The organism is Maribacter stanieri (assembly GCF_900112245.1).
GTDB classification, from domain to species: domain Bacteria; phylum Bacteroidota; class Bacteroidia; order Flavobacteriales; family Flavobacteriaceae; genus Maribacter; species Maribacter stanieri.
Window position 1 is genome coordinate 2,134,539 of record NZ_FOYX01000001.1, and the last position, 13,906, is coordinate 2,148,444.

Annotated in this window: 16 protein-coding genes; 10 read left to right on the forward strand and 6 right to left on the reverse strand. The window is 34.1% G+C overall.

Annotation, left to right across the window (positions count from 1 at the left end):
• Positions 1–16: 16 nt before the first annotated feature.
• From BM296_RS09205 to BM296_RS09225, 5 genes are all read right to left on the reverse strand, one after another.
• Positions 17–1,030 (reverse strand): outer membrane beta-barrel protein, encoded by a 1,014-nt coding sequence (locus tag BM296_RS09205; protein WP_091902755.1) that lies wholly within the window; start codon positions 1,028–1,030, stop codon positions 17–19.
• A 100-nt stretch (positions 1,031–1,130) separates the two neighbouring features.
• Complete coding sequence (locus tag BM296_RS09210; protein ID WP_091902756.1) at positions 1,131–2,369, reverse strand: ammonium transporter; 1,239 nt, start codon at positions 2,367–2,369, stop codon at positions 1,131–1,133.
• A 29-nt stretch (positions 2,370–2,398) separates the two neighbouring features.
• On the reverse strand, positions 2,399–2,737 hold the full coding sequence (locus BM296_RS09215; protein ID WP_027064327.1) for a P-II family nitrogen regulator: 339 nt from the start codon (positions 2,735–2,737) through the stop codon (positions 2,399–2,401).
• 291 nt (positions 2,738–3,028) lie between these two features.
• A complete protein-coding gene (crcB, locus tag BM296_RS09220) occupies positions 3,029–3,400 on the reverse strand; it encodes a fluoride efflux transporter CrcB (RefSeq protein ID WP_091902757.1) in 372 nt (123 codons plus the stop codon).
• 18 nt (positions 3,401–3,418) lie between these two features.
• A complete protein-coding gene (locus BM296_RS09225) occupies positions 3,419–3,598 on the reverse strand; it encodes a hypothetical protein (RefSeq protein WP_027064329.1) in 180 nt (59 codons plus the stop codon).
• A gap of 351 nt (positions 3,599–3,949) precedes the next feature.
• Between BM296_RS09225 and BM296_RS09235 the strand changes: the two genes are divergently transcribed.
• On the forward strand, positions 3,950–4,336 hold the full coding sequence (locus tag BM296_RS09235; RefSeq protein WP_027064331.1) for a pyrophosphohydrolase domain-containing protein: 387 nt from the start codon (positions 3,950–3,952) through the stop codon (positions 4,334–4,336).
• A gap of 25 nt (positions 4,337–4,361) precedes the next feature.
• Here BM296_RS09235 and BM296_RS09240 read toward each other — a convergent pair whose 3' ends face one another.
• Positions 4,362–5,432: a branched-chain amino acid aminotransferase gene (locus BM296_RS09240; RefSeq protein ID WP_027064332.1), complete on the reverse strand. Its 1,071-nt coding sequence runs from the start codon at positions 5,430–5,432 to the stop codon at positions 4,362–4,364.
• Positions 5,433–5,540: 108 nt separating this feature from the next.
• Between BM296_RS09240 and BM296_RS09245 the strand changes: the two genes are divergently transcribed.
• From BM296_RS09245 to BM296_RS09285, 9 genes are all read left to right on the forward strand, one after another.
• Positions 5,541–6,020 carry a DUF4920 domain-containing protein gene (locus BM296_RS09245; RefSeq protein ID WP_091902758.1) on the forward strand — a complete coding sequence of 160 codons (480 nt, stop codon included), beginning with the start codon at positions 5,541–5,543 and terminating at the stop codon, positions 6,018–6,020.
• 1 nt (position 6,021) lies between these two features.
• The gene (gene mnmD, locus BM296_RS09250) at positions 6,022–6,684 is read left to right on the forward strand and encodes a tRNA (5-methylaminomethyl-2-thiouridine)(34)-methyltransferase MnmC2 (RefSeq protein ID WP_091902759.1); all 663 of its coding nucleotides are present in this window, start codon (positions 6,022–6,024) and stop codon (positions 6,682–6,684) included.
• Between the two features lie 113 nt (positions 6,685–6,797).
• The gene (locus BM296_RS09255; RefSeq protein WP_091902760.1) at positions 6,798–7,760 is read left to right on the forward strand and encodes a TIGR01777 family oxidoreductase; all 963 of its coding nucleotides are present in this window, start codon (positions 6,798–6,800) and stop codon (positions 7,758–7,760) included.
• A 138-nt stretch (positions 7,761–7,898) separates the two neighbouring features.
• Positions 7,899–8,456: a nucleotide exchange factor GrpE gene (locus tag BM296_RS09260; RefSeq protein ID WP_091902761.1), complete on the forward strand. Its 558-nt coding sequence runs from the start codon at positions 7,899–7,901 to the stop codon at positions 8,454–8,456.
• A gap of 9 nt (positions 8,457–8,465) precedes the next feature.
• Entirely contained in the window at positions 8,466–9,584 is a 1,119-nt protein-coding gene (dnaJ, locus tag BM296_RS09265; RefSeq protein WP_027064337.1) for a molecular chaperone DnaJ, read from the forward strand.
• Positions 9,585–9,822: 238 nt separating this feature from the next.
• On the forward strand, positions 9,823–10,761 hold the full coding sequence (locus BM296_RS09270) for an ABC transporter ATP-binding protein (protein ID WP_027064338.1): 939 nt from the start codon (positions 9,823–9,825) through the stop codon (positions 10,759–10,761).
• The gene (locus BM296_RS09275) at positions 10,754–12,097 is read left to right on the forward strand and encodes an ABC transporter permease (RefSeq protein WP_091902991.1); all 1,344 of its coding nucleotides are present in this window, start codon (positions 10,754–10,756) and stop codon (positions 12,095–12,097) included. Before BM296_RS09270 ends, BM296_RS09275 begins: the two co-directional genes overlap by 8 nt.
• Positions 12,097–13,032, forward strand: a complete 936-nt coding sequence (locus tag BM296_RS09280) for a mechanosensitive ion channel family protein (RefSeq protein ID WP_027064340.1) — start codon at positions 12,097–12,099, stop codon at positions 13,030–13,032. The genes BM296_RS09275 and BM296_RS09280 overlap by 1 nt, the downstream gene beginning before the upstream one ends.
• The gene (locus BM296_RS09285) at positions 13,007–13,900 is read left to right on the forward strand and encodes a DUF6268 family outer membrane beta-barrel protein (RefSeq protein ID WP_091902762.1); all 894 of its coding nucleotides are present in this window, start codon (positions 13,007–13,009) and stop codon (positions 13,898–13,900) included. The genes BM296_RS09280 and BM296_RS09285 overlap by 26 nt, the downstream gene beginning before the upstream one ends.
• Positions 13,901–13,906 lie beyond the last annotated feature (6 nt).

Consider the following 13,906-nt stretch of genomic DNA (forward strand, 5'->3'; position numbering starts at 1 on the left):
TAATTATATCAACAACTTAGAAAGAGTAGATAGCTGCTATCAAGAAAGATGATAAACTTTTAGAAGCTGCACCATCTGCATCAAAATAAGGCTCAACATCGTTACCCCATGAGTCTAATCTTATCTCTGGCTTAATAATCAAATTGTCTACAGAGTAGCTACCAGTTAAAGTCAAAGCTAAAACACTTGGATCGTCTTCTATTAAGTCTGATCTAGTTGAGAAATATTCACCTCTTAAACCAATTGAAAAATCATCTGATGTTGCGTATTGTGGGTATAATGCCGCACCCGAAAAACCTTCGCCTTCATTATCTGCATATGCAGCGTTAATACCTAAGAAAAACTCATCTGATAAATCAAAACCACCAGTATAATCTATTTCAAATCCTAATGCTTCACCACCATCGTAGTAGAAGTTAAGAAATTGCCCTGAGTATCCTAATTGAGCACCAGCGGAGTAAGCACCGGTTAAATTATTGTTGGTATCAGTTACATTCATAACTGCTAACATTAAACTTAAATCATCAGAAAGTGCAAAGTCAGCTTTTAAACCAACATGAGAAAACGGTCCGCTTGAGAATAAATAAGAAGTACTGTAGTTAAAGTTACCTACAGGAGAGATAACTTCATAACCTAAGTATGTATTAAATCTACCCATTGTTAAAGTAGTTCCTTCAGATACGTTCCAGTAAGCATAAAGTTGGTTTAGGTTGTACCCGCCAACTGCTTCTTCGCCTCTAGGTCCAAAAACTACATCTGCAACTACACCAGTTTTTTCACCTTCATAAGTTGCTATTATATTTGCCATACCTAAAGCAAAACCTAGTTCATTGGCAAATGAGCTACCAAATGATTGTGGAGTGGTGTCAGAAGCACTTAAGTTAGTTTGGTAATAGGCATCTACAGAACCGCTAATACTAACTTTTTTAGATTCTTCCTCTTCTTGAGCAACTACACCAGCTGCTGCAAAAAGCATAAGACCTGTTGCAAAAATATTTTTTACGTATTTTGTGTAAATAATCGTTTTCATAAGTTTTGATTTAATCCCTTATGGGATGAATTAATTTTGAGAAATTTATATATCGAAAAGGTTATGTAACGGAGCGTTCTGTAAAACGCTCCGTATTTTTTTAGTGTTGATTCATTCTAAAATCAGCATAAGCATCCATACCGTGCTCATGAAGATCTAAGCCTTCAACTTCTTCTTCTTTAGAAACCCTAAGACCCATTGTTGCTTTAAGAACTCCTAAGATTAAACCAGATGTAACGATACAGAACCCGCCTACGATCAATACACCGTATAATTGAGTCATGAATTGTGCTCCACTTGCTAGGTTACCGAAGATACCTACAACTAATGTTCCCCAGATACCACAGATCAAGTGAACTGCTACAGCACCTACAGGGTCATCTAATTTTAATTTGTCAACCAAGGCAACACCACCTACAATGATAATACCGGCAATGAATCCTATGATTACGGCTTCGTTTGGTGACATTAAATCCGCTCCGGCGGTAATACCTACCAATCCACCAAGAATACCGTTTAAGAACATAGTTAAATCTAAGTTCTTATAAAGAATAGTAGAGGTGATCATTGCTCCAAAACCACCAGCGGCTGCAGCCAAACTTGTAGTAACCAATACCAAAGATGTCAATTCTGGATCTGCGGATAATACTGAACCACCGTTAAAACCGAACCAACCTAACCATAATATCAATACACCTGCAGTAGCCATTGGTATACTGTGACCTGGTATAGCGTTTGGTTTACCATCTTTACCGAATTTTCCAATTCTAGAGCCTAATAAAAAGATTGCTACTAAAGCAGCCCACCCACCTACAGAGTGTACTAATGTTGAACCTGCAAAATCATAGAATCCCCATGAATCCAAGAATCCGCCACCCCATTTCCAAGCACCTACTATAGGGTATACTAAACCTACATAGATTACTGTAAATATCATGAACGCACCAATTTTCATACGTTCAGCAACTGCTCCAGATACAATGGTAGCTGCTGTTGCCGCGAACATTCCTTGAAAAAGAAAATCTGTCCACCAAGTGTAACCACCATCTGCGTATTCAGCTGTCATTCCGCCTTCTGGGGCAGCAATACCAAAGCCTGCAAATTTTAAGATCCCTATGTCTCCATCTTCAAAGCCTGGATACATTAAATTAAAGCCCCATGCGTAATAAAGTAATAAGCCACCTGTAATGATAAAGATGTTCTTAAATAATATGTTTATTGTATTTTTTTGTCTGGTCAAGCCAATCTCTAAAAAAGCAAACCCTGTATGCATGAAGAATACCAGTGCGGTAGCCAACATCATCCATATGTTATTTGCTGTAAATAATCCTGCGTCCATTTCGTTTAGTTTTTAGTTAGTTATTTTATTTAGTTGATACCGGCCAAACCGTCTTCCTTAGTTCTTATTCTATAAGCCTCAATTACTTCTGAAACAAATATTTTACCATCACCTACATTACCTGAGTATGCAGATTCAAGAATAGCATTCACTGTTTTTTCAAGAAAATCGTCAGATACTACTATGGTTAAGTATCTACGTTGAATATCTGTAGTGCTATAAGAGATACCACGATATACGTGACCTTCTTTTTCATTACCAACTCCTGTTACATCCCAGTAACTGAAGAAGTTTACTTCGATGTTATGCAACGCCTCTTTGACATCGTCAAACTTTGATTTTCTGATAATTGCCTCGATTTTTTTCATTTGAATAAGTTTTTGATATTGCCAAATATATGTTAATATGAGTATCCCCCTAAAAATAATAGGGGTTGAATGGATATTTTTATGAGTATCATAATATATACCCTATAAATTTTAGGGTATTGTTATTTTTAGAAGATAATATTGAGGATTAAGAGAATACCAAATAACCATTTGCCTATAATCATAGAATAATCGTCAGGAAATTGTGTAATAATCTGACGATTGTTTAATAAATCGGCAAATACCTGAAAAAATGTATAAAAATAAAAATGTAGATGGGTAATGTTATTTCTATAACATTTTGCAAATCCAGAGTCCCAATGAAATAGCTAGAATTCCAATTGCAACACTTAGTCCCATATATAGGGATGTTTGAAATAGTGTAGATTCCTTTAATAGAATGTTACTTTCTAATGCGAATGTTGAGAAAGTAGTAAAGCCTCCGCAGAAACCGGTGGCTAATAATAAAGTTTGATTTTCGGAAATGTAATTGTTCTTTAGGGAGAGACCTATTAGTATACCTATTAAAAGGCAGCCAATAATGTTTACTAGAAAAGTACCTAGATAAAAATTTGAGTAATATGCATTGAGGTTTTTGGAAATGTAGTATCTTAATATACTACCAAAACCTCCTCCCAAGAAAACTAGTAGAAATTGTTTCATACCTTATAAAGGTATAAACTAAACTGCTTTCTTGTAGCTCGTAGTAAGTAAATCTAATGGATAAATTGCTGTAGGTCGTTGGTCTGATAATTTTTGCGAAGATGTCTTCGGTTTTTGTGAAACACTTAACAAACTAACTACCACTAAAGCAATGTTAATACCTACTAATACTAAAAAAATTGTAAGAAATGTCGTCATAATATTTTACATCTTATAGATGAATAACGCAAAATTACGTTATTTGGTATATTAAACGACGATATTCAGTGTTTTGTTGTGAAAACGTTAATTTTTGTAGTGTAGGTAAAAAATTAACTATTCTTTTAGAAAAAACTTTATACAAAGGAGTAGGATTAGGAATAATGTAAAGAATATGCCAATCCATCTAACGCCTTTGAAATTTTTTTGGTGTAATTTAAAGTCTTTTCTGTAAGTAATGACGATTACTATTGCAAAAACCACCGCAAATGCGATTGCAAAAATGATTTGTCCGGTGCTAAACATATTTCATATTTTTACGCAAAGCTAACGGAAAACGGTATAATAAAGATGAAAAACAAAATCAAAGCAGTAGCAGAATTTCATAATTCTTTTGGACTAGGTGTTTCTGAGGAAATGATAGCTGATTTAGGAGAGGCAAAAAACACTTTGCGTTTTAATTTAATGGATGAGGAGAATAAGGAATATTTAGAGGCTGCTCAAAACAATGATCTTGTAGAAGTTGCAGATGCTCTTGGTGATATGTTGTATATTTTATGTGGTACAATCCTAGAGCATGGTATGCAATATAAAATTGAAGAGGTATTCAATGAAATACAACGTAGCAATATGAGTAAGCTTGGTGAAGATGGAAAACCTATTTACCGTGAAGACGGTAAAGTTTTAAAAGGGCCTAATTATTCTAAACCTAATATTGAGGTGATTTTAGATAAATAAAAAAGGGGGCAATTTGCCCCCTTTTTTATGCCTTTAATTTATATCTCCAACCAAATTTGTCTTCAGACTTATTGTACTGTATATCTGTAATTGTTTTCTTAAGTAGTTGACCGTAACTATTTTCTAACTCCGGTAAGTCATAATCTGTGTCTCTATAACCAAATCCTGCAATTGGTGAAATTACTGCAGCTGTACCAGCACCAAACATTTCTTTTAAAGAACCATCTTTTGCCGCCTCAACAACTTCTTTTACAGTTATTTTTCTAACCTCTGTTTTAATACCTAGGTCTTTGGCAATTTCCAAAATACTTTTTCTAGTAATACCATCAAGGATACGATCACTAGTTGGTCCAGTTAAAAGAGTGTCATTGATTCTAACAAATATGTTCATTGCACCTGCCTCTTCAATAAATTCGTGGTTGGTGTCATCTGTCCATATTACCTGATTGTATCCTTTTGCAACAGCTAATTGTGTTGGGTAAAACTGACCTGCGTAATTACCACCGGCTTTAGCGTAACCAACACCACCATTAGCTGATCTAGAATACTTCTCTTCAATAAGTACTTTTACTTTTCCTGAAAAATAAGCTCCAGACGGCGCGCAAGCGATAATGAATTTATATTCGTTGGCTGGTGATGCATGAAAGCCATTACCTGAAGCGAACATAAATGGTCTTATATATAATGAACTACCATCTTTTGTTGGTATAAAATCTTTATCAAGATTTATTAATGCATTTAAACCTTCCATGAAATAATCTTCAGGAATTTGCGGTATACACATTCTTTCCGCAGAAATGTTAAATCGCTTATGGTTGTCTAATGGTCTAAATAAAAAGACATCATTATTTTTATCCTTATAAGCTTTCATTCCTTCAAAAATGGATTGTCCATAATGGAAAATTTTTGATGAAGGGTCGAGTGTAATTGGTTGATAAGGTGTAATCTTGGGAGTTTCCCATGCACCATCTTTATACGTACAGACTAACATATGGTCTGTAAATACCGATCCAAAAGCTAGATTATCAAAATCTACTTGATCAATTTTAGAAGTTTTTACCTTTTCTACTATGATATCTTTTGTTGCAATACTCATGAAATATGTAACTTTAGTTGATTAAAATTAAACAAATATCCCTACTACCCCTTCTTTTTTAGTTTTAAATTGATCAGTTTTGTAGGTTAATCAACATTTTTAGGATTTATGAAAGGATTTAACATATTACTTGTCTTTTTGTTTGGAATTTTCACATGTCTTGCGCAGCAGAATTCTGAAATAAGTTCATCTCAATTTTATGGGAAGGAGTTTGAAGCTACTTCATTAAGTAATAAGGATGAAGTTTGGCAGACATTTTCATCAATGCCGGTTTCAGATTCTTTATATCTTCAATTTAAATCAAAAGTAAAAGAAGTTTGTAAGGTAAAAGGTTGTTGGATGATTGTTGAATTACCTAAAGGTGAGCAAGCAATGGTTCGCTTTAAGGATTACGGATTTTTTATGCCTGCAGATATTTTAGAAAAAGAAGTTGTTTTAAATGGATTGGCTTTTGTGGAAGAAATGAGTGTTGAAGATCAGCAACACTATGCAAAAGATACAGGAAAAACAGACATTGAAATAGCAAAAATAACTGCTCCTAAAAGAACATTTAGTTTTGAAGCAACTGGAGTCTTAGTCCCAAATTAATTTGAAAAGAGAAATAATTACAACTGGCGATGGTTCAAAGACTATCCAAATTATGGATTGGCAAGAGCAGTACCATTCTAAGCATGGTGCTATTCAAGAAGCTTATCATGTTTTTATAAAATCTGGATTAGATTTATTCGAAAATCAAGAAATCAATATTCTTGAAATTGGTTTTGGTACAGGTCTCAATGCCTTTATAACACTTATTGAGTTTGATAAGCGAAATTTAAAAGTTAATTATACTGGTGTAGAAGCTTATCCTGTCTCAATAGAGGAGCTGAATCAACTAAATTATTTAGAAGAATTAAAGTCACTTTCTAGAAAAGATGACTTTGATTTAATGCATATATCTCCTTGGGGCGATAAAGTTGAAATAGTTGAAAATTTCAATTTAAAAAAAGAACAGATACTTTTTAAAGAAATCAGTGCAATAGCTGAATATGATTTAATTTATTTTGACGCTTTTGGTGCCAGGGTGCAACCAGAATTATGGACTGTTGAAATTTTTCAAATTATGTTCAATGCAATGAAGAGTAATGGTTATTTAGTTACCTATGCTGCAAAAGGTAGTGTAAGAAGAGCTATGCAAGAAGTTGGTTTTTTAGTGGAGCGCTTACCTGGACCTCCTGGTAAACGCGAAATGTTAAGAGCAAAAAAGCAATAATATTTCGGGTATTAATATAACTTTAACGCCTTGTACGTCAATAGGTTTGGCAACTATGTTAAATCGAAATTAAATAGTGTATCGGGGAGCATCAAAAATAATATCTTTAGTCCATGAAAGTATTGATAACAGGTGCAACGGGTTTAGTAGGTAGCGAGTTGGTATCTCAATGCCATGAAAAAGGATACGCCGTTAACTACCTAACTACTCGGAAAAATAAAATTGTTTCAGAAGATAAATACCAAGGGTTTTTCTGGAACCCTACTGCTGGTGAAATTGATGCTAAATGTCTTGATGGTGTTTCGGTCATTATTAACTTGGCAGGTGCAAGTATTTCTAAGAGATGGACACCTAGTTATAGGAAAGAGATTATTGATAGTAGAGTAAATACATTAGAATTATTGAGGAATACTCTTTTGAATAATGAAAACCATTCTGTTAAGTCTCTTATTTCAGCCTCCGCAATTGGTATATACCCTAATTCTTTAAGTAATTTATATACTGAAAATGAAGATTCGGTAGATGATAGTTTTTTAGGTGAAGTTGTAAGTGTATGGGAGAAAAAAATCAATGAATTTAAATCTTTAGGGCTAACAGTTGCCAAAGTACGTATTGGTCTTGTAATGTCTAAAGATGGTGGTGCTTTGCCAGAAATGGCCAAACCTGTCAGAAATTACGTTGGCGCAGCATTCGGTTCAGGTGAGCAATGGCAATCATGGGTTCATGTTACCGACCTTGCAGCTATATTTCTTCATATTGCAATGTATAAATTAAAAGGTACTTATAATGGAGTAGGGCCAAATCCTGTCACTAATTCTAAATTGGTGAAAGAAATCGCAAAAGCATTAGATCAGCCTTTGTTTTTGCCAAATATCCCTAAGTTTATAATGTATACTGTGTTAGGTAAAATGGCATATATATTGTTTGCTAGCCAGCGAGTAAGTAGTAAAAAGATAGAGGAAGAGGGCTTTATATTCCAATACGCTAATATTTGTCAGGCTTTAGGTGCTATATATGACAATAATGCTGAATGTTTAGAATCTAAAACTAATGTGACAAAGCAATTTGTCAATTAAAATATATCTGTTGATCAGATGAAATTAAATCCGCCATTCGGCGGATTTTTTTTTAAACTTTTGTGACATTTTGACATTTTTAAAGAATTGGCAGTACTTTTGCCTGCTTTTAATCAGCGATTTAAATTACAATAAATTATGAGTAATAAAGAAAACACTTTGGATGATGAATTCTTGGAAGATGCGCTATTAGACAGCGAGGATCAAGAACAAAAGCTAGAGAATGAAAATGAAGAGGAAGAAATGTCGGTTGAAGAGACACTTAACGATGAACTAGCAAAAGAAAAAGATAAGTTTTTAAGACTATTTGCAGAATTTGAGAATTATAAAAGACGTACTTCTAAAGAGCGTATGGAGTTGTTTAAAACTGCAGGGCAAGAGGTAATCGTTTCTTTATTACCAGTCTTAGATGATTTTGATAGAGCTATTAAAGAATTGGCAAAATCAGATGATAAAGAGGCTTTTAAAGGTGTTGAATTAATCAATGTTAAGCTTAGGGAGACTCTTAAAAATAAAGGGTTAGAGATGTTAGATGTCAATGCTGGCGATGTGTTCGATGCAGATATTCATGAGGCAATAACTCAATTACCGGCTCCAGATAAGAAGATGAAAGGTAAGGTTATTGACGTCATTGAGAAAGGATTTAAGTTGGGTGACCGTATAATTAGGCATCCTAAAGTTGTAGTAGGAAATTAAAAGATTGGAATGAAGGAAGATTATTATGAAGTATTGGGCATCAGTAAAAGTGCAACTGCTGCAGAAATAAAGAAAGCATACCGTAAAAAGGCATTGCAATATCATCCAGACAAAAATCCGGGAGATACTTCTGCAGAAGAGCAGTTTAAAAAATCTGCTGAGGCGTATGAAATCTTAAGTGACCCAGATAAGAAAGCTCGTTATGATCAATTTGGTCATGGTGCTTTTGAAGGCGGTTCCGGTGGTTTTGGCGGCGGCGGTATGAATATGGATGATATCTTCAGCCAATTTGGTGATATTTTCGGCGGCGGTGGCGGCTTTGGAGGCTTTAGTGGTTTCGGCGGTGGCGGTGGTCAAAGAAGGGTTAAAGGAAGTAATCTACGTATTAGAGTTTCATTGACACTTGAGGAGATTGCAAATGGTGTTGAGAAAAAAGTTAAGGTAAAAAGAAAGGTTCAGGCAGAAGGTGTTACCTATAAAACGTGTACTACTTGTAATGGTAGAGGACAGGTGACAAAAATTCAGAACACTATTCTTGGTAGAATGCAAACAGCTGCTGTTTGTAGTACTTGTGGCGGTAGTGGTCAAATCTTAGACGGTAAGCCTAGTGATGCAGATGCTCAAGGTCTTAAAGTTGCAGAAGAAACCGTTTCTATTAATATTCCTGCCGGTGTTGAAGAAGGTATGCAGTTGAAAGTACCTAATAAAGGTAACGATGCTCCTGGAAACGGAGTGCCTGGAGATTTATTGGTAGCTATTGAAACACAAGAACACAGCACGTTAAAGAGAGAGGGTGATAATTTGCATTATGATCTTTATGTTAGTATTTCAGAAGCTGTATTAGGAACCTCAAAAGAGATCGATGCGGTAAGTGGTAAGGTTCGTATAAAACTAGAGCCAGGTATTCAGTCAGGTAAAATATTAAGACTAAGAGGAAAAGGAATTACAAGTTTAAACGGATATGGTGCTGGTGATATATTAGTGCATGTAAATGTTTGGACGCCTAAAGAATTGAATAAAGAGCAGAGAGAGTTCTTTGAGAAAATGCAAGGCAATGATAATTTTGAACCTAAACCAGAGAAATCTGATAAGTCATTTTTTGAAAAAGTAAAAGATATGTTCTCCTAAAGGCGAAACATTTTGTTTTTAAATAAAAAACGTATATTTGAGATAATATTGGGCGACCAATATTAATTTTCTTTTTCATAGCAATTTTTTTCCCATCCTTGATTTATTAAGGGTGGGTTTTGCTTTTTAGGGCAAAAGCATTTTAAGTTTTCATATATTGATAATCGGTATTTTGTAAAGGATAAATAAAGAGTGTAGCTAGTCAAAACAATTCAATATCTTTGTAGAAATTGAGTCCATGAGTCATATTTTGGTAGCTAATGAGGTCACCAAACAGTTTGGGAGCCATACGGCATTGAAAAACGTTTCCCTAGAAATTCCTAAGAATAGCATTTACGGTTTGTTGGGTCCTAATGGAGCTGGTAAAACCACGCTAATACGTATTATAAATCAAATTACTTTTCCTGATAAAGGTTCCGTCTATTTTGACGGTGAACTTTTAAAACCAGAACATATTTCGCAAATAGGTTATTTGCCTGAAGAACGCGGACTTTACAAGAGTATGAAAGTTGGCGAGCAGGCACTTTATTTGGCGCAGTTAAAAGGACTGTCTAAAGCGGAGGCTAAAAAGCGATTGAAATATTGGTTTGAGAGGTTAGAAATAGGAGACTGGTGGAATAAAAAAATACAAGAACTTTCTAAAGGTATGGCGCAAAAGATACAGTTTGTGGTTACTGTACTTCATGAGCCCAAGTTGTTGATTTTTGATGAGCCTTTTAGTGGGTTTGATCCTATAAACGCTAATATTATAAAAGAACAAATTTTAAGTTTAAAGGAAAATGGTACTTCAATCATTTTTTCTACACATAGAATGGAATCGGTTGAAGAATTGTGCGAGTATATAGCCTTGATTCATAAATCTGAAAAAATACTGGACGGTAAACTATCTGATATTAAAAAAGCCTATAAAAACAATATTTTTAAAATAGGTTTAGAGACAGATAATCAGCAGTCTTTACTAAATGAAATGGAAGGAAAATTTCAAATTCTATCTCAAGAATATGATCGTATAGAAAATCAGTTGAACCTTAGCGTTCAATTACCTTCAAATGAATCTCGCGAAATTTTATCTTTCTTAAGTTCAAGGGGTAACGTAAATGGTTTTATAGAAACTATACCATCTGCAAATGATATTTTTATTAAGACCATTCAAAATAAAAATATCGACAATGAGTAAATTACTACTGATAATAAAAAGAGAATATATTGCAAAGGTGCGTAATAAGTCATTCGTTGTTATGACTTTTTTAAGCCCTTTTTTGATGGTGGGTATGATATTGTTGATAGCATATCTAACTCAATTAAATGACAATGAAAAAAAAGTAATTGGTGTTTTAAATGAAAGTGGTTATTTCGCAAATGAATTTGTGACCTCAGACGCTACTTCTTACATCAATTTCAAAGATATATCATTAGCGGAAGCAAAAGATTCTACGGTAAGTTTAGGCTTTTATGGGCTTATTTATTTACCTAACGAATCTAACTTAGAACAAGTAGCGCAACGAGCATTTTTTTATAGTAAAGATGCGCCAAGCGCAACCGTATTAGATAAGTTAGAGAATTCTATTACTAGTAGATTACGTCAAGAAAGATTACGAGAGCTTGGCTTATCGCCAAAAGAGTATGCCGAAATGGATCGTAGTTACAATATAAATATTGAAACTTTTGATGGACTTCAGAATATTAAAGGAATCAATGAGATTAAGGCTATAATCGGGGGTGCATTCGGGTATCTTATAATGATGTTTATTATTATTTACGGAGGTTTTGTAATGCGTAGTGTCATTGAGGAAAAAACAAGTAGAATTATTGAAGTTATTATATCATCGGTAAAGCCTTTTCATTTAATGATGGGTAAAATTATTGGTACTTCACTTGCGGGTATTACACAATTTGCAATTTGGATTGTATCAGGTGCTATCTTACTTTTTATAGGTCTAGCTATTTTTGATATTGATCCAGCTAGTTTAACCAAAGGTGGCGGTATGGCATCAGGTATGGCTAGTGGTGCCAACGTGGATGTAGACGCATTGACTCAGAACATACAATTGTATGCGCAAGAAATATTTGAAATACCCATTATTGCTATGCTGGTATTTTTTATTATTTATTTTGTCTTGGGCTATTTAATTTACAGTTCTATTTATGCGGCCATAGGTGCTGCGGTAGATAATGAAACCGACACTCAGCAATTTATTTTTCCAGTAATTTTGCCGTTAATGTTAGCTATTTATGTCGGTTTCTTTTCCGTATTCAGTAACCCTAACGGACCCATAGCTGTTGCTTTTTCTCTTTTTCCTTTAACATCACCAATTGTAATGTTAATGCGATTACCTTGGGGTATAGGTGAAGGTGGTGTACCGTTGTGGCAATTGATTACATCAATTTTAATATTAATAGGTACTTTTATAGGTATTGTATGGGTAGCAGCAAAAATTTATCGTGTTGGTATACTTATGTACGGTAAAAAACCTAGCTATAAAGAATTGTATAAGTGGCTTAAATATTCATGATGATTCAGGAGGGCACAGAAAAAATCAAAGAAATAATTGAAGACGATGTTTGGGGGACTATTAAGAAATTTTTAGACCTTGGATATCAATTCGGTGATGGTGAAAAATCTATTCACATTACGGTAGGTCTTCTTTTGTTGCTAACATTAGCTTTTCTATTGACCAGTACTGTTCTGCAAGCTATTCGTAGGTTTTTCACCAGAAAAATGGAGGCTGAAGATAAACTTAAGTTTATCAGCATATTTAAGTTTATTAAGTATTTAGTTTATGTAGTGGTCATACTTTTTACAATGAGCGCGGCCGGTATAAACATTACTATACTAATTACGGCATCTGCAGCATTATTTGTTGGTCTTGGTTTGGCTTTACAAGACATTTTTCAAGATATCATTGGTGGAGTTTTTATTATAGTAGATAAGTCTTTAAGAGTAGGTGATATCATAGAAATAGATAATAGGGTAGGTAAGGTCTTTGAAATTAAATTGCGCACTACTAGGGCAATTACTAGAGATGACAAAGTGATTATAATTCCTAACCATAAGTTTATTAGTGACATCGTTTATAATTATACGCAAAATCATAAAACAACTAGGGAGTTAGTACGTATTGGTGTTGCTTATGGAAGTGATATAGAATTAGTGACCAAGTTGCTTTTAGAAGTAGTTGGTACGCAAAGAAGTATATTAAAAAGTCCAAAACCGTTTGTAATCTTTGAAGATTTTGGAGATTCGGCATTAATATTTACAGTAAATTTTTATTTGACCGATAGTTTTACAGACCCAAAAATAAAAAGTGAAGTAAGATATAAGATTGATGCTGCTTTTAGAAAGAACAATATTTCCATTCCTTTTCCTCAAAGAGATATTCATTTATATCAACAAGGACCTTTTCAACATAGCAATGTTTCTAATGCAGAGAATAATAAAAAAACTTAGGGGTACTTTTCTTTTCGTTGGTTTGGTGCTTTCTGCTATTAATATAGTCGTTGGGCAAACTCCAGATGTTTTTAGGTTAGAATATATGTTGATGCCAGAGAATAGTGGTGACGTAGAAACATCGCGCATAAAGCTGGTTTTAAATGTGCCATTGGCAGTACGAGAGAAAAAAGATTACTTGGTATTAGGCGCGGAGTACAATAGGTATAACTTTGAAGTGCCAGATGATTTGTTTCCTAATTCTGACGATTTAAGTAAGTTTCATGTATTGGATGTCAACTTAGCATATATGTATAAGCTAACTGAGAAATGGCGCTTAATAGCAGTGGTAACCCCACGGTGGTCTACTAACTTTGTGGAAGAGTTACAGGAAGATGATTTTAACATGAACTATACCGCAGGTGCATACAAAAATGTAAAAGATGTTGAGAAACCTTATATGCTAGTGTTAGGTATTTCTTATAATGGTACCTCACCAATAGATATTCCTTTGCCTTTTGTGTACTATGAGAAAAGATTTCACCCTAATTGGTCATATATACTTGGAGCACCTAAGTCTGGTATGAAATACTTCACTAAAAAGGGACATTTTTTTCAGACCGAAATTTTTTTAGATGGTTATTACGTTAATATTCAAAACGATATTTTATTACCTGGTAATAATTTATCTACCGATGTTTCTTCTACGGCATTATTATTGACATTAGGGTATCAGTATAAAATAACTAAAGATATGTCCGTTTACTTTATAGGTGGTCGTTCTATTTATCAAAACAGTGCACTAAGAAATGAAGAAAGAGATGATATTTTTACGTTGAACGATGCATCAGGACTTTATTTTAGAACAGGAATAAGAATAGGAATTTAAAAAGCA

What these genes read in the sequence shown, in the direction of transcription:
- BM296_RS09205 (WP_091902755.1), bottom strand. Translation starts at nt 1,030, where the DNA reads ATGAAAACGATTATTTACACAAAATACGTAAAAAATATTTTTGCAACA.
- BM296_RS09210 (WP_091902756.1), bottom strand. Translation starts at nt 2,369, where the DNA reads ATGGACGCAGGATTATTTACAGCAAATAACATATGGATGATGTTGGCT.
- BM296_RS09215 (WP_027064327.1), bottom strand. Translation starts at nt 2,737, where the DNA reads ATGAAAAAAATCGAGGCAATTATCAGAAAATCAAAGTTTGACGATGTC.
- crcB (WP_091902757.1), bottom strand. Translation starts at nt 3,400, where the DNA reads ATGAAACAATTTCTACTAGTTTTCTTGGGAGGAGGTTTTGGTAGTATA.
- BM296_RS09225 (WP_027064329.1), bottom strand. Translation starts at nt 3,598, where the DNA reads ATGACGACATTTCTTACAATTTTTTTAGTATTAGTAGGTATTAACATT.
- BM296_RS09235 (WP_027064331.1), top strand. Translation starts at nt 3,950, where the DNA reads ATGAAAAACAAAATCAAAGCAGTAGCAGAATTTCATAATTCTTTTGGA.
- BM296_RS09240 (WP_027064332.1), bottom strand. Translation starts at nt 5,432, where the DNA reads ATGAGTATTGCAACAAAAGATATCATAGTAGAAAAGGTAAAAACTTCT.
- BM296_RS09245 (WP_091902758.1), top strand. Translation starts at nt 5,541, where the DNA reads ATGAAAGGATTTAACATATTACTTGTCTTTTTGTTTGGAATTTTCACA.
- BM296_RS09255 (WP_091902760.1), top strand. Translation starts at nt 6,798, where the DNA reads ATGAAAGTATTGATAACAGGTGCAACGGGTTTAGTAGGTAGCGAGTTG.
- BM296_RS09260 (WP_091902761.1), top strand. Translation starts at nt 7,899, where the DNA reads ATGAGTAATAAAGAAAACACTTTGGATGATGAATTCTTGGAAGATGCG.
- dnaJ (WP_027064337.1), top strand. Translation starts at nt 8,466, where the DNA reads ATGAAGGAAGATTATTATGAAGTATTGGGCATCAGTAAAAGTGCAACT.
- BM296_RS09270 (WP_027064338.1), top strand. Translation starts at nt 9,823, where the DNA reads ATGAGTCATATTTTGGTAGCTAATGAGGTCACCAAACAGTTTGGGAGC.
- BM296_RS09275 (WP_091902991.1), top strand. Translation starts at nt 10,754, where the DNA reads ATGAGTAAATTACTACTGATAATAAAAAGAGAATATATTGCAAAGGTG.
- BM296_RS09280 (WP_027064340.1), top strand. Translation starts at nt 12,097, where the DNA reads ATGATTCAGGAGGGCACAGAAAAAATCAAAGAAATAATTGAAGACGAT.
- BM296_RS09285 (WP_091902762.1), top strand. Translation starts at nt 13,007, where the DNA reads ATGCAGAGAATAATAAAAAAACTTAGGGGTACTTTTCTTTTCGTTGGT.